Annotated in this window: 22 protein-coding genes; 14 read left to right on the top strand and 8 right to left on the bottom strand. The window is 55.7% G+C overall.

The annotated features are described in order from the left end of the window. Positions 1 to 21 precede the first annotated feature (21 nt). Positions 22 to 966, bottom strand: coding sequence for an MBL fold metallo-hydrolase (locus ABWO67_RS04725; protein ID WP_353148240.1), 945 nt, complete (start codon positions 964 to 966; stop codon positions 22 to 24). Between the two features lie 95 nt (positions 967 to 1,061). On the opposite strand from ABWO67_RS04725, the gene ABWO67_RS04720 reads away from it, so the two are divergent. Both ABWO67_RS04720 and ABWO67_RS04715 read left to right on the top strand, forming a co-directional pair. Then, positions 1,062 to 1,424, top strand: a complete 363-nt coding sequence (locus ABWO67_RS04720; protein ID WP_353148237.1) for a hypothetical protein — start codon at positions 1,062 to 1,064, stop codon at positions 1,422 to 1,424. Between the two features lie 91 nt (positions 1,425 to 1,515). Then, a complete protein-coding gene (locus ABWO67_RS04715) occupies positions 1,516 to 1,959 on the top strand; it encodes a DUF3280 domain-containing protein (RefSeq protein WP_353148235.1) in 444 nt (147 codons plus the stop codon). 13 nt (positions 1,960 to 1,972) lie between these two features. On the opposite strand, the gene ABWO67_RS04710 is transcribed toward ABWO67_RS04715, so the two are convergent. After that, the gene (locus tag ABWO67_RS04710) at positions 1,973 to 2,794 is read right to left on the bottom strand and encodes a quinoprotein dehydrogenase-associated SoxYZ-like carrier (RefSeq protein WP_353148232.1); all 822 of its coding nucleotides are present in this window, start codon (positions 2,792 to 2,794) and stop codon (positions 1,973 to 1,975) included. A gap of 30 nt (positions 2,795 to 2,824) precedes the next feature. Further along, the gene (locus tag ABWO67_RS04705; protein ID WP_353148229.1) at positions 2,825 to 3,826 is read right to left on the bottom strand and encodes a quinoprotein relay system zinc metallohydrolase 2; all 1,002 of its coding nucleotides are present in this window, start codon (positions 3,824 to 3,826) and stop codon (positions 2,825 to 2,827) included. A 326-nt stretch (positions 3,827 to 4,152) separates the two neighbouring features. Here ABWO67_RS04705 and thdT point away from each other — a divergent pair, with 326 nt between their 5' ends. From thdT to ABWO67_RS04675, 6 genes are all read left to right on the top strand, one after another. After that, positions 4,153 to 5,991, top strand: coding sequence for a thiol dehydrotransferase (gene thdT / locus ABWO67_RS04700; RefSeq protein ID WP_353148226.1), 1,839 nt, complete (start codon positions 4,153 to 4,155; stop codon positions 5,989 to 5,991). Between the two features lie 115 nt (positions 5,992 to 6,106). Continuing rightward, a complete protein-coding gene (locus tag ABWO67_RS04695; protein WP_353148224.1) occupies positions 6,107 to 6,574 on the top strand; it encodes a c-type cytochrome in 468 nt (155 codons plus the stop codon). Positions 6,575 to 6,628: 54 nt separating this feature from the next. Continuing rightward, positions 6,629 to 7,528, top strand: coding sequence for a quinoprotein dehydrogenase-associated putative ABC transporter substrate-binding protein (locus ABWO67_RS04690; RefSeq protein ID WP_353148221.1), 900 nt, complete (start codon positions 6,629 to 6,631; stop codon positions 7,526 to 7,528). Positions 7,529 to 7,585: 57 nt separating this feature from the next. Then, on the top strand, positions 7,586 to 8,290 hold the full coding sequence (locus ABWO67_RS04685) for a hypothetical protein (RefSeq protein WP_353148219.1): 705 nt from the start codon (positions 7,586 to 7,588) through the stop codon (positions 8,288 to 8,290). Positions 8,291 to 8,342: 52 nt separating this feature from the next. After that, complete coding sequence (locus ABWO67_RS04680; protein WP_353148216.1) at positions 8,343 to 9,377, top strand: ATP-grasp domain-containing protein; 1,035 nt, start codon at positions 8,343 to 8,345, stop codon at positions 9,375 to 9,377. 168 nt (positions 9,378 to 9,545) lie between these two features. Then, on the top strand, positions 9,546 to 11,510 hold the full coding sequence (locus tag ABWO67_RS04675; protein WP_353148213.1) for a sigma-54-dependent Fis family transcriptional regulator: 1,965 nt from the start codon (positions 9,546 to 9,548) through the stop codon (positions 11,508 to 11,510). A 36-nt stretch (positions 11,511 to 11,546) separates the two neighbouring features. On the opposite strand, the gene ABWO67_RS04670 is transcribed toward ABWO67_RS04675, so the two are convergent. Genes ABWO67_RS04670 through ABWO67_RS04660 form a run of 3 tightly spaced genes read right to left on the bottom strand, consistent with a single transcriptional unit; the run spans position 11,547 to position 14,045 of the window. After that, positions 11,547 to 12,491 (bottom strand): beta-propeller fold lactonase family protein, encoded by a 945-nt coding sequence (locus ABWO67_RS04670; RefSeq protein ID WP_353148210.1) that lies wholly within the window; start codon positions 12,489 to 12,491, stop codon positions 11,547 to 11,549. A gap of 35 nt (positions 12,492 to 12,526) precedes the next feature. After that, a complete protein-coding gene (locus tag ABWO67_RS04665) occupies positions 12,527 to 13,072 on the bottom strand; it encodes a cytochrome b (protein WP_353148207.1) in 546 nt (181 codons plus the stop codon). A gap of 49 nt (positions 13,073 to 13,121) precedes the next feature. Then, on the bottom strand, positions 13,122 to 14,045 hold the full coding sequence (locus ABWO67_RS04660) for an alpha/beta fold hydrolase (protein ID WP_353148204.1): 924 nt from the start codon (positions 14,043 to 14,045) through the stop codon (positions 13,122 to 13,124). A gap of 270 nt (positions 14,046 to 14,315) precedes the next feature. Between ABWO67_RS04660 and pqqA the strand changes: the two genes are divergently transcribed. The 5 genes from pqqA (at position 14,316) to pqqE (ending at position 17,558) form a co-directional block, all read left to right on the top strand. Next, on the top strand, positions 14,316 to 14,390 hold the full coding sequence (pqqA, locus tag ABWO67_RS04655; RefSeq protein ID WP_102070171.1) for a pyrroloquinoline quinone precursor peptide PqqA: 75 nt from the start codon (positions 14,316 to 14,318) through the stop codon (positions 14,388 to 14,390). Positions 14,391 to 14,464: 74 nt separating this feature from the next. Then, the gene (pqqB, locus tag ABWO67_RS04650; protein WP_353148201.1) at positions 14,465 to 15,385 is read left to right on the top strand and encodes a pyrroloquinoline quinone biosynthesis protein PqqB; all 921 of its coding nucleotides are present in this window, start codon (positions 14,465 to 14,467) and stop codon (positions 15,383 to 15,385) included. Continuing rightward, a complete protein-coding gene (pqqC, locus tag ABWO67_RS04645; protein ID WP_502929964.1) occupies positions 15,382 to 16,098 on the top strand; it encodes a pyrroloquinoline-quinone synthase PqqC in 717 nt (238 codons plus the stop codon). Before pqqB ends, pqqC begins: the two co-directional genes overlap by 4 nt. Positions 16,099 to 16,112: 14 nt before the next feature. Continuing rightward, positions 16,113 to 16,376 (top strand): pyrroloquinoline quinone biosynthesis peptide chaperone PqqD, encoded by a 264-nt coding sequence (pqqD, locus tag ABWO67_RS04640; RefSeq protein WP_353148199.1) that lies wholly within the window; start codon positions 16,113 to 16,115, stop codon positions 16,374 to 16,376. A gap of 12 nt (positions 16,377 to 16,388) precedes the next feature. Further along, complete coding sequence (gene pqqE, locus ABWO67_RS04635; RefSeq protein WP_353148197.1) at positions 16,389 to 17,558, top strand: pyrroloquinoline quinone biosynthesis protein PqqE; 1,170 nt, start codon at positions 16,389 to 16,391, stop codon at positions 17,556 to 17,558. 24 nt (positions 17,559 to 17,582) lie between these two features. On the opposite strand, the gene ABWO67_RS04630 is transcribed toward pqqE, so the two are convergent. After that, positions 17,583 to 18,545, bottom strand: coding sequence for a LysR family transcriptional regulator (locus ABWO67_RS04630; RefSeq protein WP_353148194.1), 963 nt, complete (start codon positions 18,543 to 18,545; stop codon positions 17,583 to 17,585). A gap of 402 nt (positions 18,546 to 18,947) precedes the next feature. Between ABWO67_RS04630 and ABWO67_RS04625 the strand changes: the two genes are divergently transcribed. Beyond that, positions 18,948 to 19,925 carry a Bug family tripartite tricarboxylate transporter substrate binding protein gene (locus ABWO67_RS04625; RefSeq protein ID WP_353148192.1) on the top strand — a complete coding sequence of 326 codons (978 nt, stop codon included), beginning with the start codon at positions 18,948 to 18,950 and terminating at the stop codon, positions 19,923 to 19,925. A gap of 43 nt (positions 19,926 to 19,968) precedes the next feature. Here the strand turns inward: ABWO67_RS04625 and ABWO67_RS04620 are convergent, their stop codons facing one another. Next, on the bottom strand, positions 19,969 to 23,841 hold the full coding sequence (locus ABWO67_RS04620; protein WP_353148189.1) for an autotransporter domain-containing protein: 3,873 nt from the start codon (positions 23,839 to 23,841) through the stop codon (positions 19,969 to 19,971). Positions 23,842 to 24,468 lie beyond the last annotated feature (627 nt).

The following is a 24,468-nucleotide window of genomic DNA, read 5'->3' as shown; positions in this document are numbered from 1 at the left end:
AAAGACATGGTGAAAAATATTTCAGGACTGGTCATCGAGAACCCGGCGCTCCAGCTGAAGATACTGCTGCTCTACATTCTTTTTGTGCGCTGTCTCGTACAACGGCCATTGCTGAAACTCTGGCAATTGCGAAAACTCATCAAGTCTGCCAAGACTGATGCCCGCCTTGTAGGTTTGGTTCACGAGGCTTTCCAGAGCGGTGAGGTAGCCGCTTAAACCATCCAGTTCGGCCACCGACGAAACGGGGCCTTCGCCAGGCACTATCCTTGAGGGCTTGCGGGCTTTGATATCTTGGAGCGCCGCAAGCCAAGTCGCAATGTGCGCGTCTTTGGCGTCCGGTATACGGCCTATCGATACAAGCCCTCCGGCAAACAAGACACCTGACTCGCGATCGACCACACCGATGGAGCCCGCCGACGAACTATGCCCGTAATAAAGGATATCCAGCTGTCGACCGGCAACATCAATGGTCGTGGCGCCATCCAGCGTTCGTGTCGGTACCGTAACCCGGGTGCCGTCCATCTCGTCGGCGCCCAATACATCATTAAGTTTTTTCAGGCACTTCTGGCATCGCTGGGCGATCAGTGCGGCGACATCATGGTGCGCAAGAATCGGAACACCTTGTAGCGCGAGTGTGCCGTTTCCAAATACAAATGCCGGATTCTGATGCGTGTTGACAGCGAGCACGATGGGCTTGGATGTTAAACACCCGACTGCGGCGATAAGATCCGACATATGCCGGGCACTGGTGCCCGTGTCAATCAAGATGACGCCATCCTTGCCGATGATGATTCCCTGGTTGCCCACTACGCCGCGGTTCTGCGGTGTCGGTTCGCTGTTTTGACCGATGGCCGCATAAACGCCGGGCGCAAGCTGCTGCACTGAGGAAACCCGCGACTCCTCGGCCTGCACCGGCAACGCACAGGCAAGCGCCCCCCATACCCAGGCACCCCGCAATAATGGCATGACTATTGCTATGAGAATACATAACGGTTTGCCTGTCTTGTTGCACCGGGCCACGAACTGGTCTGTCATTGGATATATCGCTTTTAGGGGAAAACATGAAGTTCTTATCGTCTACCGTCCTTGCACTGCTTGTAGCAAGCGTTATGCCAATTACTGCATCGGCCGCCGCGCCCGTCAACGACTTCCCAACCACCACGCGCGTGGAATATGTCTTGGAGTGCATGCAAGCCCATCCAGGGAAGAACTATGAGTCCTTCTACAAATGCTCGTGCGCCATCGATGAAATCGCCAAGCAGACTGCATTCGACGAATACGCTGAAATATCAACCGCATCCAAGTACCTTAGACTAGGCGGCGAGCGTGGAGCCGAGTTCCGTGATCCCAAGCAGGTCAAGGTCATGGCCAAGAAGTACAAGGACATCGAAACAAGAGCCGCCAATGCCTGCTTCCTTAAATAGCAGGCTCGCAACGACTTTGCTTATGGGCCGGCGGTGTCTCACCGCCCTTGTCATATCGGCCCCGTTTGCGGTTTGCGCTGCTGAAAAGCCCGTGCAGTCGATTGCAATCATGGATTTCGAGCTGCTCGACAGTACGGGCGAAACCGGCAAAGATGCCGAACAGCAACTGCGCCTAGCCAAGATCTCCCAGCAATTACGCCAAGACATTGCCGAAAAGCAACTGTATACGGTGGTTGACAACGCGCCAGCTGCAATCCTGATCGGAGATCTACAGAAGCGCTTCAACCTGTATAGCTGCAACGGCTGCGATGTGGAAATCGGACGCGCGCTGCACACTAACCGTGTCTTGACCGGATGGGTGCAGAAAGTCAGCAACCTGATTTTGAACATCAACATCCAGGTTCGCGACGTGGAAAACGGCAATATCGTCCTGAACAAATCGGTGGATATCCGGGGCAATACCGATCAAACATGGAGTCGCGGCATTCGCTATATGGTTCGAAGCATGGTCGAGAAAAACCAGGCTGGGCTTTAGCGCCCCCTAGTCCCTATTCAGGCATGACCTCCAACGATGTGTTGAAGACAAGGTCATTGGTGTCCTGAGCACGGGCCGTTAACGTGCCTTCTGCCTGCGGCGTGAAGTAAAACCTGAAATTGGGATTCTCACTGATCCCAAAATCCACATCTGCGGTCATGACCGGCTTCCCGGCGAAGGCGACCTCCAGCCGGCGCACGTAGTGAGGCGGCGCGTATAGCCGGGTCGCCTGATCCATAACCATGCCCGACGCGTTCGGGTGACGAATCATGAGCTGGGCCATCACCGGCTGGTTCAACTGTGGGTTGTCCTGGACCATCAGTTTCATCTTGCCCAGATTGTCGTCGCCACCGGGCGCCCTGTTGGCAGGAGCCGAACAGCCGCCCGATGCCTTGACGTACGCCTTCGTCATGGCCAGCTCGCCGTCACTGGTTTCGACGATTGCGCGCACGTAGGTGTATTGCTCTACCCTCACCCTCGTTTCAATGTCGGCGAGACCGCTTGCGGGCGTCAGGTGAAATACCGCAGCGAGCGGCGCGGGATTATCGTCGACAATAAGGTGTATGGTCTTGATATAGCGTTGCGGCGTCTGCGGTATAAGGGATTTGATCGACACCGGTACGACGGCAGCATCTTGTGCCCGTTGCGGCGCCGTCAGGGTGATCAGTTGATCTCCATCATCGCTGATGGACCGGTCCTGGAACAAACCTACGCGCAGTTTTTGCCACATTGGACTATCCGGTGGCAAGTTGGGCTCAGCCGCAAACGACAGCATGGGAACCAGCACAATAATAGCGGCAATGCGAATCCGAAATTTACGATACATGCTACGCATTTGAGTCTCCTGACACCTCGTGGTTGTATGTCAATCTTCCCACTCCAGCTCCGTGAATGCCGCTGTCACGTTCTGTCGATGATAGCCGTTGAATAGCTGCCAATGTGACGAATCCGCGGCGCCGATTTCATTCGTGGCCTGCTGTATGGACCGCTTGGCCTTTATCGCGGCGCGCACGTCAGCCAGCAGTTGTTGTAGATACCGCTGCTGCGGCTTCATTATGGCGGGCCAATCAGCGCTGACAGGACCATGGCCTGGTACGACAAGCCTTGCCGGAATGCCGGCAAGGCTTTCCATGGTGGACAGCCAGCCCGAAAGACTGCCATCAAGCGATGGAATTCGCTCGCGGAACACCAGATCGCCCGTCCATAACGTGGCCGTCGTTTCATCCAGAACCGTTAAATCATTGTCCGTGTGGGAAGTTGGCCAGGCCTGGATGATTAACTTGCGTTCGCCCAGCTCAACCTGATGTATTCCCTTCACTGACACGCTGGGTGGAACAAGAGTACTTTGCCGCGCCAGATCCGGACCGATCGTGCGTTCCAAGTACGTTGCATAGTAGCCACCCCGGGAACGCATCGACGCGGCAAGATTGTGATGGCCGATGAATTCGGGCTTGTCGGCGATAAACGCTGCATTCCCATATACATGATCCGGATGAACATGAGTGTTGATTACATAACAAACCGGCAGTGGGGTATGCCTGCTTACTGCTGTGCGCAAGGCCTTGCCCTGTGCAAAGCTCCCTCCGGTGTCAATGACCGCCACGCACTTGGCGCCCACGATAAACCCCACGTTGGCGATTGCTCCGTAATTGCCGGGCATGGCGTCCTGGTGCACACCCTGATGCACAAAAACGCCAGCAGCCACCTCTTGTACAGGCAGTGGCTTGTCGGCACCCAATACCAAGGACGGGATAGCGCAGCACACCAGCGGCGCACCTAGCCACTTTGCAACGCCGGTAAACGCCTGAGCCGACCATCGCGCAACAGGCCATGACTCGTGCACGCCGCACGGGTTTATTTTTTCCATTGCATCCCTGTATCAAGTCGCACGCTGTGATCATTGCAATCGCCGTGCCAACATCGCCTGTGCTTACTGCAACAGCACAAGAGAGCCAAACGCCGGGAAAATGTGTTGACTAAACGGAACACAAGATCAGCCAGGTTGTTCAGGTGACAGGACATTCTCGAAACACATGTTGCCCAGACAGGCGATCGGGCCCCAACGACTATGGTCAATCAGTATTGGCACGGTACGTGCTTTATCCATCATGCAACAAGTCGTCGGGGTGCTATAGCGCTGAACTGTATTTCATCTCTTATATGCCTCGCCGTATAACCACATCGGAGGAAGACATGTCATTTAAGGTAACTCTGAAAACCGCGTTATGCATCGCCGGCGTCATTATGGCAACCGGTGCAGCGCAAGCAGACCCCATGCTCGACAAAGCTGCGGCAGACTCAGCCAACTGGGCCATGCAAGCCGGAAACATCGCCAATCATCGCTATAGCGAACTCAAGCAGATCACTAGCGAAAACGTCAAAGATCTCCAGGTAGCCTGGACATTCTCGACAGGCGTATTGCGCGGGCACGAAGGCGGTCCTCTGGTAATCGGCGACACGATGTATGTGCACAGCCCTTTCCCCAACAAGGTCTATGCCATCAATCTCGAAGATCAAACCATGATCTGGAAGTACGAACCTAAACAAGATCCCTCCGTGATCGCAGTCATGTGTTGCGACACAGTCAATCGCGGAGTGGCATATGGCGATGGCAAGATCATCCTGCAGCAGGCCGACACCACGATGGTGGCGCTTGATGCCAAAACGGGCAAGGAGGTCTGGAAAATCGTCAATGGCGACCCTAAGAAGGGTGAGACCAATACCAACTCTCCTCATATCTTCAAAGATAAAATCATCACCGGCATCAGCGGCGGCGAATTCGGGGTGCGTGGTCATTTGACCGCTTACGACCTGAAAACCGGTAAAGAAGTCTGGAAGGGCTATTCGGTCGGCCCCGATGAAGAAATGCTGTTTGATCCAGAAAAGACGATGACTTGGACGGACGGCAAGATGGCACCTGTCGGCAAGGACTCTTCCCTCAAAACCTGGGAAGGCGACCAGTGGAAGATCGGCGGCGGCACGACCTGGGGCTGGTTCAGCTACGACCCAGAGACCAACCTCGTCTATTACGGCTCGGCTAATCCTGGCACCTGGAACCCCAAGCAACGCCCCGGTGACAACAAATGGTCGATGTCCATTATTGCGCGCGATCTGGATACCGGTGTGGCCAAATGGGTCTATCAAATGACTCCCCACGACGAATGGGATTACGACGGTGTCAATGAAATGATACTGGCCGACATCAAAGTCAAGGGCCAGGACCGCAAGGCGCTAGTCCACCTTGATCGCAACGGTTTCGGCTACACGCTGGACCGGGTAACCGGCGAACTGCTGGTGGCCGAGAAATTCGACCCGACAGTCAACTGGGCGACCCATGTCGACATGAAAACCGGCCGACCACAAGTCGATGCCAAGTACAGTACCTTGCAAAATGGTGAAGACGTCAATACCAAAGGCATTTGCCCTGCCGCGCTTGGCACCAAAGACCAGCAACCCGCTGCCTTTTCGCCCAAAACTGGCTTGTTCTATGTACCAACCAACCACGTCTGCATGGACTATGAACCGTATCAAGTCGAATACATCGCAGGACAACCTTATGTTGGCGCAACACTATCCATGTATCCAACTCCGGGAAGCCATGGCGGCATGGGCAACTTCATCGCCTGGGATGCCGGTACCGGCAAGATCGTCTGGTCCAAGCCCGAGAAATTTTCGGTCTGGAGCGGCGCCCTGGCTACCGCTGGCGATGTCAACTTCTATGGAACACTTGAAGGCTTCATCAAGGCGGTCGACAACGACGGCAAGGAATTGTGGAAATTCAAGACCCCATCCGGCGTGATCGGCAACGTCACTACCTGGGAACGCAACGGTAAGCAGTACATCGGCGTGTTGTCAGGAATTGGCGGTTGGGCTGGCATTGGCCTTGCCGCGGCTCTTGAAAAGTCCACTGACGGCTTGGGCGCGGTCGGCGGCTACAAAGACCTTGCACGCTACACCGAACTCGGAGGTGTGCTGATGGTCTTTGCTCTGCCAGATAGCGTAACCAATCAAACCAAGGTTGCAGCCAAGTAGGCACGACATCGCGGCCGGACCTTACTCCGATCCGGCTGCGATATCTGTTCATGAGGAGAAACTGGCGTCGCGGCTCACGCCGCCATGCGAGTTCTTTTATTAAGGATATGTCGGTATGTTGTCACGTTTCACCTTGATCAATGTAAGCCTGCTGGTTGTTGTTGCCAGCGTAGTATCCGCTCATGCCATTGCAAGCAATGACGATGCCGCGGCCAAGCCGGCCACCGAGTCATCCTCTGCGCAAAGCGAGACTTCCGCAGACAAAAAACTGTACACCGTGGTTGACAAGAATCACGTCGACGCAAACACACTTGAGGGCTGGAAAACCTGGCGTGCACTGTCTTGCGCTCGATGTCACGGCGCACAGCAAGAAGGCATGGTGGGGCCCTCCTTGATAGCAAGCCTTAAAACACTAAGTAAATCAGAGTTCGAACATACGATAAAAGAAGGGCGAATCGAAAAAGGCATGCCGCCGTTCGGCGGCGTACCTCGCGTCGTCGAGAATATCGACAATCTTTATGCGTACTTGAAGGGGCGCTCGCAGGGCGATATCGCGCCCGGACGACTTGAGGCAATTGAATAACCGCCACCGGTGCAATCCGAATGTATGAAACCGGCTATGTAAAGGAAGTCATCCATGTTTTCAGGAAGATCATATCGAACCATTACGCTACGCACAGCCGGCGCTATGGTAGCCATACTCGCGGCCTGCTCTGCAAATGCACAGCAAAAACCGGCAGCCGATACTCAAGAAAAGGTGCTTCGGGTTTGTCAGGATCCAAAAAACCTGCCGATGTCGGACGAGCAGGAACGTGGCTTCGAAAACAAGATAGCGGCCCTGTTCGCCAAGAAGCTGGGCTGGAAACTGGAGCATACCTGGTCACCACAGCGCATGGGTTTCATTCGCAATACCTTGCGAGCCAAGATTCCCGATACCGACACGTATAAATGTGACCTGGTCACCAGCGTATCGCCCGGCTTCGAAATGGGCATAGCGACCAAACCCTACTTCACGTCCACGTATGCCATGGCTTATGTAAAAGGCAAAGGACTGGATTCGATTCGTACCCCGCAAGATATTCACAAACTGGATAAGGCAACGCTCGACAAGCTCAAGATCGGTATATTCACGGGTACGCCCGCCGCCGACTGGCTGATAAAGAACAAACTCTCCAAGCAAATGGTGTCGTATCAATTGCAAACTGGTGATCGCGATCAGTACCCGGGCCAGATCATCGAAAACGACTTGACCTCCGGCAAGCTAGATATCGCCATTGCATGGGGACCCATCACCGGCTACTTCGCAAAGAACGCACATGGCGTACCTATCGAGGTCGTTCCTTTCCCCCCTAAGGCTGACGGTATCAGATATGGCTTCAGCATCGCAATGGGCGTGCGTCATGGCGAGCAGGAATTCCGCGACCAGATCAATACGCTCATCGATACGAGCCAGCCGGAGATCGATGCAATTCTTCAGGAATACAGCGTACCGATCGTGACACCGGAACCGCCCCAAAGCAACACCACAGCTTCCTGAAGTGAAACCATCGCTCTGCCTGCCAACAACGCAGGCAGGGCAAGGAGGCTGATACCGATGATGCGCCTGAAAATGAAAAGCTGCAGAGGGGTGATACTGATTGCACTGGCCGCTGCGGGCACTGGCCCGACCATCCCGACCGCGGCGGCACAAGATATCACTATCGCAGAACGCACACTATTCCTGGACAAGCACTTCAGCTCTACGGGGAAGCAAAAACTCACCTATCTGTTTCATCAGGAAACAAGCGACATTCCAGCGTTCGACGACAAGGCAACGATAGAGGTGGATGAGCAGCGTCCAGACGGAACGGCGTCGGTCACTACCGAATTCCTGTCAGACCAACATGCCATTCCCATCCCGCCTATCGAGGGCGCAACAGGCAACCCCATCATCCTCGGCTTCCTGGAAAACGATATTGCAAAGATGAAGCGCCTGACCGGCGGTTCGGTCAACTATTTTCGCAAGCGTATCCGGCTTGCGCTCGCTGCGGCCGATGTGCGCATCCGGCATGTTCTCGTTGATTACAACAGCCAGGCTGTCCCAGGACAGGAAATCACTATCTTCCCCTATTCGGAAGATCCCCAGAGACAACGCTTGACCCCGTACGCCGAGAAGGCGTATGTTTTCGTCACCAGCGGCGCAGTACCGGGCAAGGTGTATTGCATCTATACGACGATGAACAACAAAACAGACCAGGCGGCCGACTCCAGCCTAATCATTGCCGGGGGCGATCCGAAACAATGTAAATCAGAAAACTAAGTAAACGTTCTATTGGCAATAGTCGTATCGGACCGCAAATTGGGGCTGCATCGTGAAAATTTTCATCTTTGAGCATACCAGCGTAGTGACGCTCAGCGCCGTGGCGTCCAACGGCAACAGAGCCTTGTCTTCTTCCGCGTTTCGCGGCGATATCATGCTGCGTTCTCTGCTGGCTGATATTTCAAGCATTGAAGCGCTCGACGTACTGACGCTACAACACCCGGTCCCACAAACGCCGCAACTTTCAAATCGGCGCATACTCCCAAGCTTGAGCCCCGAAGCGTTTCTTGACGCCATCGACGACTGTATCGAACAAGCCGATGCAGTCTGGCCGCTCGCGCCCGAGTCGAACGGACTGCTGGAAGCTATTTCCAGAAAGACAATACAGCGTAACAAGATACTGCTCGGCAGCACCGGAGACGCGGTGCGCATGGCCGCAAGCAAATATCATAATTCACTGGCGCTGCAAGCTAGTGGTATTCCGGTGGTTCCCACGTACAGGACGCAGGCCTGCTTGCCGCCCGATCCACATGGGTGGGTGGTCAAACCCGACGACGGAGCGGGATGCTCCGACACTCATATTTTCTTGCATGCAAAGGCGGCGATCGACTGGATTGCAGCGCATCAAGAAGGTGACTACGTATTGCAACCCTATGTAACTGGGCGGCCATGCAATTTATCGCTGCTGTGCCGCAACGGAGAAGTGTTGCTCATGGCATGCAATGATCAACGCGTTGTCGTATCCGATAATCAGTTTCACTACATGGGCAGCATCGTCAATAGCTTCGACGATGCAAACGGAGAGTTCAAGAGCCTGGCACTTCGCGTACTGGCTGCCATCCCGGGCTTATGGGGCTATGTCGGCATAGACTTCATCGTGACAGAAAACGGGCCGGTGGTGCTCGAGGTCAATCCGCGCATGACCGTGTCGCACGTAGGCCTGCACGCCTCGCTCGGGGTCAATCCCATACAGATCATCCTGGATACCATAAATGGCGATAAACATAAGGTTCCAGTGACCAGCCGAAACCGGAAAATCAGCGTCGATATCGGCGCCCGGCAAAGCAGCGGTCACGTCGTTGAGTAGAAGCAGAATTACGAAGCGCCACCACTGCTCACATGTAACACCGATCATAATCTAAGCAGTGGCTTTCGACGGCGAATTCGTATACCGTATTGCTTTCAAGCTCATCATCCATACCGGGGCAATATTATAGAACTCCGGATGGTTCGATCAAAGAGTAAGGAGACAAAAATGGCAAGCGTGCACAGTCATGGCGCCCGAGTACGCGAGGTAGTCCAGTCGTCGCCGGCCCCCCATTCGCGTGTACCGGCTCATATTACCGAGTCCTGGATCCGCTGTATCAGCGAATACCAACTCGATCCCACCATCCCTCATGAACTCTACGTGGTAGAAAACCAGGAACTACTAGAACGGCAAGAGCAGGTCGCACTGGTAATGCGGGCAGCCAAAAGCGAAATGACTGTCTTGTTCCAGCAAATCGCCAAATCCAATTACGCCATCATGCTGACGGATACCGAAGGGGTTCTGCTGAACTTCTTTGGTGATCCCGGTTTTACCCATGCGGCATCAAAGTCCGGCCTTATGCCGGGCGCCGTCTGGTCCGAGCGCTTCCAGGGGACCAACGGCATGGGCACATGTCTTGCAGAACAACGCCCGATGATGATCCACCAGGACGATCATTTCCTGTTTCGCAACACCGGCCTTACCTGTGCGGCCGCACCCATTTTCGACTGGCGCGGCGAAATACTGGCTGTGCTTGACGCTTCCGGGGAAACTCACGGGGTTCCAAACCATGTACTGGACCTGGTCAACATGACGGTCCAGGAAATCGAAAACAAGATATTCATCAACGAATTCTCTGGCCGCCACCTGTTTACATTTCACAGTCGTCCGGAGTTCGTGGGCACCCTGAGCAAAGGCATTATCGCGCTCGACTCCGACAGCTGCGTCCTTGCCGCCAGTCGCAACGCCCTGGCGCAACTAGGCGTCACATCAAATGAAATTGTCGGCCAGCCCCTGGACGCGTTCTTCAACGTATCGTTCAAGCCGCTGTTGCACGATAGTCAAAAACATGGGCCTGCTCCGTTTATCGTGTTTGATGCCCGCCATGGCCGCCGTTTCTTTGCGACCGCGCTTTCCGGACAAGCCGATAACAAGTCTCCATTGCAAGTTTTCGCCACGCAAGTGGCCGCGCCGGCACTCAGCAACATGCCGGCGTCCAACCGACGCTTACCGCTCGATGACCTGCAACGCAGCCATGATGCCCAAATGGAACATAACATCCAGACCGCCATGCGCGTCTTCGACCGCGATGTCGCCATTTTGCTTTGCGGCGAAACAGGGACCGGCAAAGAGCTGTTTGCAAAAGCCATACACCTGTCCAGCAGCCGGGCCGATCAGCCTTACGTAGCCATCAATTGCGCCTCCATCCCGGAGCAATTGATTGAAAGCGAGTTGTTCGGATACAAGTCCGGTGCCTTTACCGGTGCCAACAAAGAAGGCCAGGTCGGCAAGATTTTCCAGGCCAATGGCGGCACATTGTTCCTTGATGAAATCGGCGATATGCCGCTAGCGCTGCAAACACGCCTGCTACGAGTACTCGAGGAACGAGAAATCGCCCCGCTGGGCGGAAAGGCGCCAACTAAACTAAACATCCGCCTTATCAGTGCAACGCACTGCGACCTGCCGGAAAAAATTGCGAACAACCAGTTTCGCGAAGACCTGTACTATCGTATTCAGGGCGTCACGCTTACACTTCCTCCCTTGCGCGAACGGGCAGACCGCAAAGCGCTGATCCAGTTCGTGCTGGAACAAGAGTCAATCGACGACACCGTCACGATAAGCGACGAACTGATGGATATACTGGATCACCATCGATGGCCAGGAAATATCCGGCAACTACGCAACGTTTTGCGCGTCATGGTGGCATTGCGCGATGGCAATGTACTGACGCGGGAATGCCTGCCGGCAAACTTCTTCGCCGAGCCTAGAGCGGACCCCGCCACCCCTGGCCCAGTAACGTCCAGCCGGCTGAATCCCCTGGAACTGGCCGAACGTGAAGCATTGATCCAAGAGCTGCGGATTTCACATTGGAACCTGAGCAAACTGGCGCGTCAGCTGAAAGTAAGCCGCAACACGCTCTACAGAAAGCTCGAGCGGCTAGACATCAACGTTGCATTGCGCGAGGCCTGCTAGAAGCCCATACAGCAAGCAAGGGGCAGCGTTCGTGGACTACCTGATGACCACTCCCCACGGACGTACTCCAACGGTGATGTCTTTCAGCTTGGCGTTTTTCTCGGTATCGATCACCGATACACTATCGGATCGGCCATTCGCCACATACAGCTTCTTGCCGTCGGGGGTAATAGCCATATTCCATGGGCGTTGCCCCACCGGCACTGTCGCAATGATCTTGTTGCTTGCCGTGTCAATTACCGATACGGTGCCGTCGCCGCCATTGGAGATATAAACGCGTTTGCCATCTGGATGCACTGTAACGCCATTGGCGCGTGTTCCTCCTTTCAGATGCGTCAGCACCTTATGGCTGGCCATATCGATGACGTAGATTTCACTGCTGTTTTCCGCGGCCACATAAGCGCGGCTGCCATCTGGTAAAAAGCCGATGCCGCGTGGGCGATCACCGATCTTCAACTGCGCCACTTGCTTGCGTGTCGTGAAATCGATGATATCCAGGGCGCCCCCATCCTCGGCGCTCACAAGCATCATTTTACCGTCGGGACTGAAGACTGCATGCTCGGGGTTATCCCCCTCTACCTTGATATTGGCTACCAGCTTGTTGCTTTGGGTATCGATAATCGCCACCTCGTTATTTTCCTCGACGGCGGCGGCTATCCAGCGACCATCGGGTGAAGCATAAACACCCTCCGGGGACTCGCCCAAATCGACAGCCGGCCCTAGCTTGCGAGTTTTCACGTCAATCAATTGCACACTGTTGTTGGGCTGGTCGCTGACGTATAGCCAGTCGCCGCTAAAGGCCAGCCCTCGCGGTTTCTTCCCAGCCGGCATATCGCCGACGACCTTGTCGGTTGCTGTATCGATAATCGAGATAGTGCCTGAGCCTTCGTTGGGAACGTAGGCAAACGGCTCGGCGAGCACCAGCGCTGAAAACGACATTAATCCTAACGCGGCAAGATGCTGCAAGTGTGGACGTCTCATCAGTTTGTCTCCAATCTATTTTTAGAAATGCGCTATTACCGTTCCGGAAAACAACGCGGCAATATTCGCGAAAAAATCCGATCGCGATCAATAAACAAATGCTTAAGCCCCGCAAGCACATGCAAAATAACCAGACCAAGCAGCAGCCAGGAAGTCACTTTATGGGTCTGATTGAAAACGGCATAAATGAATTCGTCTTCAAATCCCCAGGGAGGCAACGTGATCACGTTAAAAAACTTGACGCCCCATTTGCTGAAGTTGGATGCGACATAACCCGACAAGGGCATCACGATCATAAGAACATAGAGCAGGATATGGGTAGCCGAAGCGATACGCTGCTGGAAATGCGAAATGGAGTCGGGTAGTGGCGGAGGCTTGTGTGTAAGCCGCCAACCCAGGCGAACGAGGATCAGTAACCCAATCAGGATGCCGGTGCTTTTATGCAGATTAACGAAATAGCTGCGTTCGGGCACGCCGCGCGGGATTCCGTCGAGATACCATCCGAACGCGAACTGGCAAATCAATAAAACCGCGATAACCCAATGCAATAGTATTGCCGTGCGGGTGTACTGTTGAACCATCCAATCCCCCTTTGTTGCCTTAATGTTTTTTTTATAGTTCTTGCCTAAACTACCCTGCGCGTTCCTGGTCTTTGACAGCCTGACGTAACGCATCGCGTATCAGCGGGTCTGTGGCAGTATGGGTGCCCTTCGGGACCCATCTGACATTAGTTTTCGGCATGGCGCCCATCAGACGAACCACATTGCCTGGCGGACAAATCCAGTCATGCGTACCGTGCACAAAAACGGGAGTAATAGCGATGCGACGCAGGGCAAGAAAAATGTCTTTCTCGGTAACGAAACAAGCCTGTGAAAGGTAATGAGACTGCACCCGGTATTTCTCCAATTGTCCCGTTTGCCGCTGCGCTGGCGGATTTGATTGCTTGCCCTGCATGGCTGTCATGATCGCATCCTCGTAGCGCCCCCAACGCGCCGCGGTGTCTGCTGCGATGTCAGGTGTCCCACCAAGCAAGCGATCAGCCAATGTTGGCAGAACCGCCATGCTTTCACTCACACTCATGCCCGCGGTCAGATCGTTCCACGCCATAGGGACCAAAGCCTTCAAATCCTGGAAAAACCAGTTCAGTTGATCATCACCCGGCAAGAACACCCCCCGCAAGACCATGCCACGCACTGAAGCAGGATACGTGCCAGCATAGATAATCCCCAGCATGGCCCCCCATGACCCGCCCACCACCAGCCAGTTCGAGATATCCAGATGCCGCCGCAACCGCTCGATATCTTGAACAAGATCCTGCGTGGTGTTGCATGCGAGGCCACCTTTTGGCGTGCTGCGGCCAGAGCCGCGCTGATCAAACAGAATCACCCTATGTCTGGACAGGTCGAACCATTCCAACATTGCGCTATTGCACGAGCTCCCCGGGCCGCCATGCAAGACCACCACTGCCGGGGCGTTGGGATCGCCAAACTCGGCGTAATACAGGAGATGATCGTCTCCGACATCAAGCATGCCTTCGGAAAATGGAACCATCATGACCCCTTCCTCTTCTTATGTCGTTCAGACTTGTTTCAGCTTTGGCACACGTGATCCGTTTGCGCAACAAACTGCTACGGCGATTAACTTTCGGCATTCTGTTGCTAAAAGCGCTTTTTTTACGATAATCCTTTTTGCCCTTCATGGCCGCTTGACAACGGAAAGCTGCGTGATATTATCAAATTGACTGCAGCGATTACGGCAGGGTAGCAATAGTTCACGCAGTCGTGGTCTTTAGAAAAGTTACACAAACTTTTGCAAGGAGATACCATGAAATGGAGTAAACCAGAATTTTCCGACCTGCGTTTTGGCTTTGAAATCACCATGTACATTGCCAATCGTTGATACGATATTAGTATCTATCGCAAACAGCGCGGCGCTCGTAAAAACCAGCGCCGCGCTTTTTTGTCGGATGCCTCATGAAAGTCATTGTTCTCGGTTCGGCTGCCGGCGGCGGTTTCCCCCAGTGGAATTGCAATTGCCCGAATTGCGACGGCATACGCAAAGGCACCATTCAGGCCAAAGCCCGTACCCAGTCATCCATTGCCGTCTCCGACAACGGCACAGACTGGGTGCTCATCAACGCTTCGCCAGACATACTGGCGCAGATCAAGGCGACACCCGCGCTGCAACCGGGGCGTAAGTTGCGCGATACGGCAATAGTCGCCGTAATGCTTATGGACGCGCAAATCGATCACGTCACCGGCTTGCTCATGCTGCGAGAAGGAAAACCCATCCCTTTGTACTGTACCGCGTCCGTGTGGGAAGACCTTTCCACCGGGCTGCCGCTGACCAAGGTGCTGTCACACTATTGCGGCGTCGACAGGCAAGAGCTATTGGTCGACACTAACAACGCACACACAGTCCAGGTACCGGGCGTAACCAATATCAGCTTCACCGCCCTGCCGCTCAAAAGCAAGGCGCCACCCTATTCGCCTCGACGAAACGCACCCGGGCCTGGCGATAACGTGGGGCTGCTCATCGAAAATACGGTGAACGGCAAGAAGCTTTTCTATGCCCCCGGCCTGGGCGAAATCGAACCTCACATCATGAACGCAATGCGTGAAGCAGACTGTGTGTTGGTAGATGGCACGCTTTGGACCGACGACGAAATGATACGCCTGGGTCTGTCGAAGAAAACGTCCGCCGACATGGGGCATCTGCCGCAATCCGGTCCCGGTGGCATGATAGAAATACTCGATGCGCTGGAATCGCCGCGCAAGATTCTTATCCATATCAATAACAGCAATCCAATACTCAACGAAAACTCGGACGAGGCAGCCATGCTGGCGCGTCACGATATCGAAATCGCATTCGATGGCATGGAGATCAACCTGTGAACGCCCCGACACCCTTGCATACAGCACCAAGCCCCGCCTGGAACCGCACAGAATTCGAGGCGCAACTACGCGCCAAAGGTGCGGGTTATCACATCAATCATCCGTTCAATGTCAAGATGAACAATGGCGAACTGCGGCCCGATCAAATTCGCACCTGGGTGGCCAATCGCTTCTATTATCAGATCAGCATTCCCCGTAAAGACGCGGCCATCATCGCCAACTGCTCCGACCGCGAGACGCGTCGAAAATGGGTGGAACGCATCTTGGACCACGACGGCCACGACGGCAATGCCGGCGGCATCGAAGCGTGGGCACGCCTGGGCGAAGCTGTTGGTATCGCCTCCGCAGATCTATGGTCGTTGAAGCATCTGGCGCCGGGCGTACGCTTTGCTGTGGACGCCTATGTAAATTTCGCGCGCCAATCGCCTTGGCAAGAAGCCGTCTGTTCGTCACTCACGGAAATGTTCGCGCCGAAAATCCACAAAGACCGCCTGGCCAATTGGCCACAACACTACCCCTGGATAAACGCCGATGGTTTGCAGTATTTCCGTAGTCGTATTTCACTTGCGGAACGCGATGTCGAGCACGGGCTGCAGGTAACGCTGGACCATTTCACAAGCCGCGAGCAGCAAGATCGCGCACTCGAGATCCTGCAGTTCAAGCTCGATGTCCTGTGGTCCATGCTGGACGCCATCGAGAAAGCCAACCCCTGACCGGCTACCGAACCATGAGCGAACTTCCCGAAAAACCCGCGCTGTCCAAACTGTTCCGCCTCCAATGGGAAGAAGCACAAGATAACTATGTACTTCTATATCCTGAAGGAATGGTTAAACTCAATACCAGCGCCGCCGAAATCCTGAAGCGTTGCGATGGCCAGCGCGATATCGCCGCCATCGTCAACGATCTGGAAACCACGTTTTCCACGACGGGCTTGCAGTCTGACGTCGAAGACTTCATGCGGACCGCCCAAGAGCGTGGGTGGATACGCTAAAAGGTTGCCAACATGAATGCCAATTCCGAGCCCCGGCCTGTCACTCCGCCACTTTGGCTGCTGGCCGAGCTGACCTATAAATGTCCTTTGCACTGCGTGTTCTGCTACAACCCACTGAACTATGCGCAGAACCCCCATGAGCTCACCACGGCGCAATGGATCGACGTCATGCAGCAAGCGCGCAAGCTCGGTGCAGCACAGTTGGGGTTTTCCGGCGGCGAACCCTTGCAGCGCAATGATCTCGAAGCACTCGTGGAAGAAGGAAGCCGGCTTGGTTACTACACCAATCTGATCACCTCCGGCATCGGCCTTACCGAGCCGCGCATCGCCCTCATGAAAAAGGCAGGGCTGGACCACATCCAGCTATCGTTCCAGGACTCTACCAAAGAGATGAACGATTTCCTGTCCAGCACCAAGACTTTCGATTTGAAAATGCGTGTCGCCAAGCTGATCAAACAGTATGACTACCCCATGGTCTTGAATGTCGTACTGCATCGCCATAATCTGGACCATGTCGGCCAAATCATCCAGATGGCCGACGACATGGGCGTTGAATACCTGGAGTTAGCCAACACCCAATATTACGGCTGGGGCCTGGCAAATCGTGCGCAACTGCTGCCCACCCGCGAACAAGTGACACGAGCAGAGGCTGTCGTCCATGAATACCGATCCAAACTCGGCAACAAAATGCGCATTCTATTTGTCGTGCCTGACTATTTCGAAACACGGCCCAAAGCCTGTATGAATGGCTGGGGCTCGGTGTTTCTGGGCATTGCGCCCGACGGCTCGGCACTACCATGCCATGCGGCAAAAACCTTGCCGGGTATTGTCTTTCCCAATGTAACGCAGCACAGCCTTCACGAAATCTGGTACGACAGCGAGGCCTTCAATAAGTATCGCGGCAACGACTGGATGAAGGAACCTTGTCGAAGCTGTCCTGAAAAAGAGCAAGATTTTGGCGGCTGCCGGTGCCAAGCCCTGGCGCTGACGGGTGACGCGGCCAATGCCGACCCGGTATGCGACAAATCGCCCTTCCACGATAAAGTACAGCGCGTCGTGGTGCATGCCCGCCACAAGGCCGCAGACCCCAACACGGGCGAGCCCATCTTGTTTCGCACTGATGCCAATTCGCGATCATTCGGAGAAACGTCGAATACCGCCGAGGAACTTCCGACAAGTTAGCCGTACCGCCTTTGGCAATGCCAGCTATACCCGAATACTTGATGAGGCACGTGTTCCGGGCGACTTTAGCACGCCGCGGCGACGCTTTTTAATATCGTCAATCAACACATCAATAAAAGCACGCACGGCTGGCGACAACTGCCGCCCGGCCATGGTCTGCACTTGCAAGACCCGCTGGTTCATTTCCGGATCGGTGATTGGGATCAAGACCTGTTGATTGGCCCGCAAACTATTGCGCACCGACAACGACCCGCAAAAATTGACGGCACTGCCGTAACGAAGAAACCCGGTCAACCCTGCAAGGGAGTTACTGGTCAATAAGACAGTCGGCTGCAGATTTCCCAGGCCGCAGACCAGGTCGAATAACTGGCGGACTATGTTCGGCCCTGTGGGCAGCACAACAGGATGGGCCACGATATCGCGCAAGGATACCTGCCCGAGCAGCGTCAAGGGATGACGTCTATCAACGTGCGCGTAGATGGGAGCCGCCTCCGCATACTCTACATAGATTCCTTCCTGCGCGGCGATCGTAAATGTCAATGCAACATCGGCAATACCTTCCCGCACCATCTTGGTGGCAAGTGCAGGCGCGCATACATCCAGCGAGAACATCACGCCTGGATAGAGCTTGCGAAAGGCAACGATGACAGAAGGCAAATAGTCTTGGGCGAAACCGTCCGTACACACGATACGAACGGTGCTGTGCTTGAGCCCCTGCAGACCTAGCAACTCAGCCTGCAACGTTTCCGTATCCAGCAATAAGCGTCGTGCATATTGCTGAACAACCTGCCCCGCCTCCGTCAACGCCATTCCACGGGTATTGCGGAGAAACAAATCGGTCCCCAGATCAGATTCCAGACGGCTTATTTGCCTGCTGATAGCCGACACGGCAACGTGCAGCGTTTCAGAAGCAGCGGAGATCGAACCAAGCTTGGCAACTTCCAAGAAATAAATAACCGACGAGGCATGCAGGGTGCTTAGTTTCATTGTCTCTGTGGCCAGCTGCTGCCGGAGGGCAACAACGATTGTGGCTGGTTTTTGCTGGTGTCACTATAAGCGTTTTTGCGTTGCTTTTTTTAGAAAGCGGCATTCAAGCGGGCAATTCCTGCGAGGTTACCCCTATCCCCGAGCATGAAACCCTATCAATGCTTACGCTTCGAGACCAAACGGCGAAATCAGCCCATCTTTCTTCAAGGGAAAACCCCAAGCGCAACGGCAATAAAAATGCAATCAAAAGGGTCGATAACTGCAAGTAACAGGTGTTAAGTTGCGATCCCCGAGCAGCATCAGGATTCTCCGTTCGGGAATACCTAAGTATCCTGAAGCCTGAGCAATACGACAATTAAAAATGCAACATCATTTTTTGATGACTTCCGGAGAATGCTTACAATGCCCCGATTCAATACCCTAGGCTGGCTCGTTGCCGCTTCCACACTGTTGACGCCAATAGCTTCAGTGCATGCGCAACAATACCCCGAAAGGCCGATCCGAATGGTGGTCCCCTTTCCTCCTGGCGGTTCAACCGATGTGCTTGCCCGCTTATTCTCGAAATCGCTAAGCGAAACGCTGAAACAAACCATTATTATCGAGAATAAGCCCGGTGCGGGGACAGTCGTAGGGGCCGATGCTGTGGCCAAGTCGCCCGCAGACGGCTACACCCTTCTATTCAGTGGAGCATCCACTTATTCCGTGAATCCAATACTTTATAAAAAGCTTCCCTACGACCCCGAAAAAGCTTTCGAGCCGCTAGGCATTCTCGCGGCTACGCCTTTGGCGCTGCTTGCCAACCTCAACCTGATCAAAGCCAACACGCTCAAAGAGCTCGAAGCCGAGCTGAAAGGAAGAAGCGACGTCGCCTACGCCTCGTTCGGCGGCGGAAGCACATCGAATTTCGTTGGGGAAATGTTTAACGCCGCGCTGAAAGCCGATGCTCTTCACGTACCCTACAAGGGCAGTGCTCCGGCCATGACAGACCTGATTGGCGGCCAGGTACCGCTAAGCGTGGACACTGTCGTTGCAGCCGCCCCGCAGTTGAAGGCTGGCAAAATCAAGGTTATTGCCGTGTCCAGTGCAAACCGATCGCAAATGCTGCCGCAAGTTCCCACCGCGACAGAAAGCGGTTATCCCGAAGTCCAGTTCAGCACATGGTTCGCTATTGTCGCACCGGCCGGCCTACCTTCAGCGGTACAAGGCAAGCTGGTATCGGCCATTGCTCAAACCATGAAGGACAAAACGCTACAAGAGCAATTTGTGGCGAATGGCTTCGAGCCGGAATATGGCACCCCCGCTGAACAAGACAAGCGCATGAAAGAGGACGGAAAACGTCTGAAAGTCATCGCAGAAAAGGCAAAAATAGCGATCAACTGAAGCCCCATGAAAAGCGCGCAAGGCTTGGTTTTTCGGGTTGGTCTCAATAGCGCCAACGCACATTGAACGAACCCCCATGTTCGCGATTACCCCCGCCATATTGGCCGCTGTAATTCAAGCCTACGGTCGCGTTGCGCGAGATAGCCAAGTCTGCACCCAGCTCAACCAATGCCGCGTTGCGTGCAATGGAGGCGCCGGCCACAGTGAAGGCTTGGCCACCATCAAACGCCATTGTCGATTGCGGCATCACCTCGCCAAACGCATGGCGCCAACCCAGTGTGGCGCGTAGTTTGCCTGCGCTCTGCCCCAGCGAGAAGCCGGTCTGCGCCCGCACGCCCAGCGTGGAGCTGGTTTGCTCGTCGCTGCTGTGCTGACCGCTGAGCGCCGCCGAACCACCTGATTCAGAAAAGCCGCGGGTGCGCATGTTGTTCCAGGCCAGCCCGACAAAGGGCTCAATGCTGGCGCGATCCGATAATGCCATTGCATAGCCCAGTTCAGTAAAGATCTGCGTCGTGTTTGCGCCATAATCCGCCGTGAGCTTTTGCGAGGCGCCGGCCACGTTGGCATAGCGCTCACTATCGATGTTGTGCCAGGTATAGGAGGTGCCTGCCAGCACGTTCAGTTTGCCTGCGCCGACGTCGAATGACTTGCCGCCGTATAAGGCCGCGCTGTAGCTGGACACATCGGCCTTGGAGTTGCGCTCATCGACGCGGATCTTGCCATCGGTGTAACCCAACGCCGCACCCACACGCCAGCCGCCACCCACGGCGTGGTCGGCCCCCACGAAGAGGCCCCCGGTGTGTTGCTTGGCTTGTGCCGCGTTGCCGTTACCATCAAGCGTCTGCCAGTTGCCCACCAACTCGGCCCAGGCGGGCCGTGCGTTGGAGCTGGGCAACACCGAGGCCGGCAGCGCACTGCCCGCTTGCGCGAGCAGTGCCCCGGGCTGCATGCCTGCGCCCAGGTTGGTGCGCAAGTGCGCCAGCGGCAGCGTGCGCACCGTGGCGCCAGCCCCTATCAAGCTGGACGCCACGCTTGCGTGGACTTCGCCCGAGAGATTGTCGAAGACGGCTGGAGGGGCGCCTTGCGGCAGGGTCAGAATGAACTCGTGCAACGGGCTGCTGTCAGCCAGGCTGTCCAGGCCGTTGGCTGCGGCGCGCTGGTTGGCGGTTTGTGCTGCGTCAGCAAAGGAGCCCTTGCGTGCGAGTTGTAGCGTGACGTCCTGCACGCCGTAATTCAGTATTGGATCCAAATAGGCGTAGTTCGAACTGATCGAACCAAACTGCCCTTGCACCGCATTGGCCGTCAAAATGGTGTATTGGCGTTTGCTGGCAAAGCCGCCCTCAGGACCAACGTGGATCACCGAGCCCGCCAGCGTTGCCGTACCCGTGACCGCGATGCGGTCGCTGACGGCTGAATTCGGATCGACCTCGACACGGTAAACTGAGCCGGGCAAGAAGGTAAGGTCACCCGCCACGGTCAAGGTGCCTATGGAATTACCCGGGGCAATGGTGGCGCCGCGTTGCAACGTGGTCGCACCCACCCGGCCCGTGCCGAGCAGCGTGGCGCCATCGGCCACGGTCAGCGTGCCGCCCAGTTGACCCACGCCACCTACACCCACCGCCAGCGTACCGGCTTGCACTCGTGTATGACCGGTGAACGCGCCGCTGTCGCCCGTGATTTGCAATTGACCCGCGCCCGCCTTGACCAGGTCAGCGCTACCTGCGATGGCACCGCTCAGGCCCAATTGCGTACTCGTGGCAACATCGACAATGCCCGTCTGCATGAGCGTGATCACCCGGCCCGTGTTGAAGCTGGCCGTGGTGGCGAATATGCCGCCATTGAGATTAACGCCAGTTGCGGCCGTGCCCAGATTGGCGTCGCGGGAGATTGACAACACGCCTCCACGTATCTCCGTGCCGCTGTTGTACGTGTTGTCGCCCGTCAGAACCAGCGTACCGTGGTCCGACTTCACCAACTTGCTCGCGCCAGTGAGCTTGGCGGCAATCGTGCCCGTCATCGTAGCGCCGCTCGCCGTGCTATCGCCGACCCGGATGATGCTCTCGCCGCCCGCGCCTTGCAGGGCAATCGCGTCACCGTCGATCTTGTAGCCGTCGGTTGCGAATTGCAGACCAGTGACGCCGATTGCGCCCGCCGTCGAGTCAACCGTCACGGTTCCGGCCGTGCCCTGAAACACGGCGAAGGTGGGGGTTGGCTGGAACGAACCATTGAGCTTGCCATCGGCACCGGCCCAGTTGTTGCCGTCGGCTTTCCACACGCCTGCCCCGCCATCGATCACGCCATTGAAATGGCGCGCGGCGTTGCCGCCATCCCAGAAGCGAATTTCCCCACCCATTGTCGAAGCCAGGTTGACCTGGCCGCCGACCGAAGTCTGAACTTCGGCCATTGAACCCGCAGGCACTGAACCGATCAGCAAGCCCTTGTCGGTCAACGTGCCCCGATAGTCGAATAATCGATATACGCCTGCGCCAAAGCCGCCCTGATTGCTCACATTAAGCGTGCCGTCGAGTACAAGGTCTCCCGTCACATCGAACAGCGCACTGCTCGGTGCACCACCCAAGGCGACATTGATCTGACTCGCGCTGTCCAGCACGAAGCTGCCGCCCACCTTCAGCGTCTGGCCTTGCGTACCCTCCAGCGTGCCGCCACCCAGGAAGCTCGTATTGCCGACGACGTTACCAGCCCCGGCCAAGGTGCCGGTTTTTTCCACGGCGACAGAACCGTCGAAGGTGCCGTCCACCTGAAAACGGCCTGCGCTCACGGCGGCGGTGCCACCAAGCGTGTTCGCGACAATGAGCGTGCCGCCTGCTACCGAGGTCGCGCCGCGGAAGGCCGCACTGTCGCCCGTGAGCCGTGTGGCTCCAGCATAGTGATTGAGGCGATGCGTACCTCCACCGGAACTGTGCAGCGGCGTGGCGAATACGTAGTTGCTATCGGTATGGTTGAAATTCAGCGAAGCCGTGCCGGCGGCAAACTCGATGCTTGCTGTCTCGAGCGTGCCGGCCCCTGTGGCGTCACCAGGAAGGACCGAGGCCGCGCCAATATTAATCGTGCCAGTTGAACCGGCATCGAGAGCCAAGCCAGTGATGCCAGCGCCGCTGCCAACGACTACCCTGCCCGCGTCCGCGATGGACAGCGTGCCGGTGGCGGTCCCGAATACACCAACAATGAGGATATTCGCATTATTCCACGTGGAGTCCGTGCCGGACACATCGACCGTGCCATGGCCGTCGGAACTAGCACCCACAATACCGACGGTATTGGAGACGATAGCGCCATCTTGAATGGTCAATGTGCCCGTACCGAAGACGCCAATATTGAGTTCGGCAGCATTGTGCCAGGCGGACCCATCCCCGGAGACATTGACCTTGCCATGACCCGTCAAAATCTCGCCAATAACGCCTCTGTCACTAGTGACCGATGCGCCTTCCATGATGTTCAGCGTGCCGGTGCCCCCATCGCCGACAAGGAGCCACCCACTGTTCGTCCAGGTCGAGCCAATGCCAGACACCGTAACAGTACCATTGCTTCCCAGTTCCGAGCCGAGATAGGTAGAGTCACTGAAAACGTCACCCCCGTCCAAGATGTCTAACGTGCCGATGCCAGATTTGCCGACATAGAGGTTGGTGCCGCTAACCGTCCACGACGGCAGCGGCACCAGGATAGCGGGTATCACGTCCCCGCCCCCCGTGACGGTTTGCGCCCAGGCGAGTTGCGCACTGCAGATGCCCGCCAGAGCCATAACAAGCGTGGCGGCCTTCAATAACACACTCGGGCTGCGGAGATTAGCGGCAGGCGTCAATCGACGACTGCCCTTGCCTTGCCCACGGGCGTTTTCACTGACGGCCTGCAAAATTCCTTGGCTACGGTTAAAGACGATGCGATAAATATGATTCATGAGAGCTTTGTTAGAGTCAGCTACTGAAGGAAACGAAGGGTCACAGCGGTAAAGCGCGTTCAGAGCTTGATGCACGCCATGAAGTGGCGCCTGCATACACAAAATTGGGTAATGATGAATTGGAGGCACGTTTTTTCCTGTCGCTCGACTCATGCTGGTGTCGAATGGCTAGGAACGGGGTGCGCGCACAACGACCTGACGGGAAACTGAGCATAGCAACTTCCCGCCAGTTGAAACTGAGCAAATCTGAGCGCCGCTTACCGATTTCGAGCAAATGCCGCGTGCTGAGCTCTCAACGGCGTACTTACGTTTGAAACGAGACGCTATTGGGCGCGTCGACGCTGGGCTTAAGATGGGAAAGTAACGCCTACGCGTAAAGAACCGCAGTATGAATGGCTTAGATGAACATGAAGTGGCCGCCAGAAATGTCCGGCCGAGCTTTAATATGAGCTTGGTGCTTTTGGCCCCCAAAGACAGATCGTCTTTGGTACCTTTTAGAAAGGCAACAAAAAACCCGCGTCTCTATAGAGAATCGCGGGCCTGATGTACTTCTGTGTGCTACCTGATACTGCTTCTTGGTGCCGACGGCGAGACTCGAACTCGCACAGCTTTCGCCACTACCCCCTC

The organism is Pollutimonas bauzanensis (assembly GCF_040393045.1).
Lineage (GTDB): Bacteria > Pseudomonadota > Gammaproteobacteria > Burkholderiales > Burkholderiaceae_B > Pollutimonas > Pollutimonas bauzanensis_A.
This window is presented reverse-complemented; position numbering and strand designations above follow the sequence as displayed.

Excerpts from the sequence above, each read along its gene's own strand:
- ABWO67_RS04665 (WP_353148207.1), bottom strand. The coding sequence starts at position 13,072 with ATGGTTCAACAGTACACCCGCACGGCAATACTATTGCATTGGGTTATC.
- thdT (WP_353148226.1), top strand. The coding sequence starts at position 4,153 with ATGTCATTTAAGGTAACTCTGAAAACCGCGTTATGCATCGCCGGCGTC.
- ABWO67_RS04695 (WP_353148224.1), top strand. The coding sequence starts at position 6,107 with ATGTTGTCACGTTTCACCTTGATCAATGTAAGCCTGCTGGTTGTTGTT.
- ABWO67_RS04690 (WP_353148221.1), top strand. The coding sequence starts at position 6,629 with ATGTTTTCAGGAAGATCATATCGAACCATTACGCTACGCACAGCCGGC.
- ABWO67_RS04670 (WP_353148210.1), bottom strand. The coding sequence starts at position 12,491 with ATGAGACGTCCACACTTGCAGCATCTTGCCGCGTTAGGATTAATGTCG.
- pqqE (WP_353148197.1), top strand. The coding sequence starts at position 16,389 with ATGAATGCCAATTCCGAGCCCCGGCCTGTCACTCCGCCACTTTGGCTG.
- ABWO67_RS04625 (WP_353148192.1), top strand. The coding sequence starts at position 18,948 with ATGCCCCGATTCAATACCCTAGGCTGGCTCGTTGCCGCTTCCACACTG.
- pqqD (WP_353148199.1), top strand. The coding sequence starts at position 16,113 with ATGAGCGAACTTCCCGAAAAACCCGCGCTGTCCAAACTGTTCCGCCTC.
- pqqB (WP_353148201.1), top strand. The coding sequence starts at position 14,465 with ATGAAAGTCATTGTTCTCGGTTCGGCTGCCGGCGGCGGTTTCCCCCAG.
- ABWO67_RS04710 (WP_353148232.1), bottom strand. The coding sequence starts at position 2,794 with ATGCGTAGCATGTATCGTAAATTTCGGATTCGCATTGCCGCTATTATT.
- ABWO67_RS04630 (WP_353148194.1), bottom strand. The coding sequence starts at position 18,545 with ATGAAACTAAGCACCCTGCATGCCTCGTCGGTTATTTATTTCTTGGAA.
- ABWO67_RS04720 (WP_353148237.1), top strand. The coding sequence starts at position 1,062 with ATGAAGTTCTTATCGTCTACCGTCCTTGCACTGCTTGTAGCAAGCGTT.
- ABWO67_RS04620 (WP_353148189.1), bottom strand. The coding sequence starts at position 23,841 with ATGAATCATATTTATCGCATCGTCTTTAACCGTAGCCAAGGAATTTTG.
- ABWO67_RS04660 (WP_353148204.1), bottom strand. The coding sequence starts at position 14,045 with ATGATGGTTCCATTTTCCGAAGGCATGCTTGATGTCGGAGACGATCAT.
- ABWO67_RS04705 (WP_353148229.1), bottom strand. The coding sequence starts at position 3,826 with ATGGAAAAAATAAACCCGTGCGGCGTGCACGAGTCATGGCCTGTTGCG.
- ABWO67_RS04675 (WP_353148213.1), top strand. The coding sequence starts at position 9,546 with ATGGCAAGCGTGCACAGTCATGGCGCCCGAGTACGCGAGGTAGTCCAG.
- ABWO67_RS04685 (WP_353148219.1), top strand. The coding sequence starts at position 7,586 with ATGATGCGCCTGAAAATGAAAAGCTGCAGAGGGGTGATACTGATTGCA.
- ABWO67_RS04725 (WP_353148240.1), bottom strand. The coding sequence starts at position 966 with ATGCCATTATTGCGGGGTGCCTGGGTATGGGGGGCGCTTGCCTGTGCG.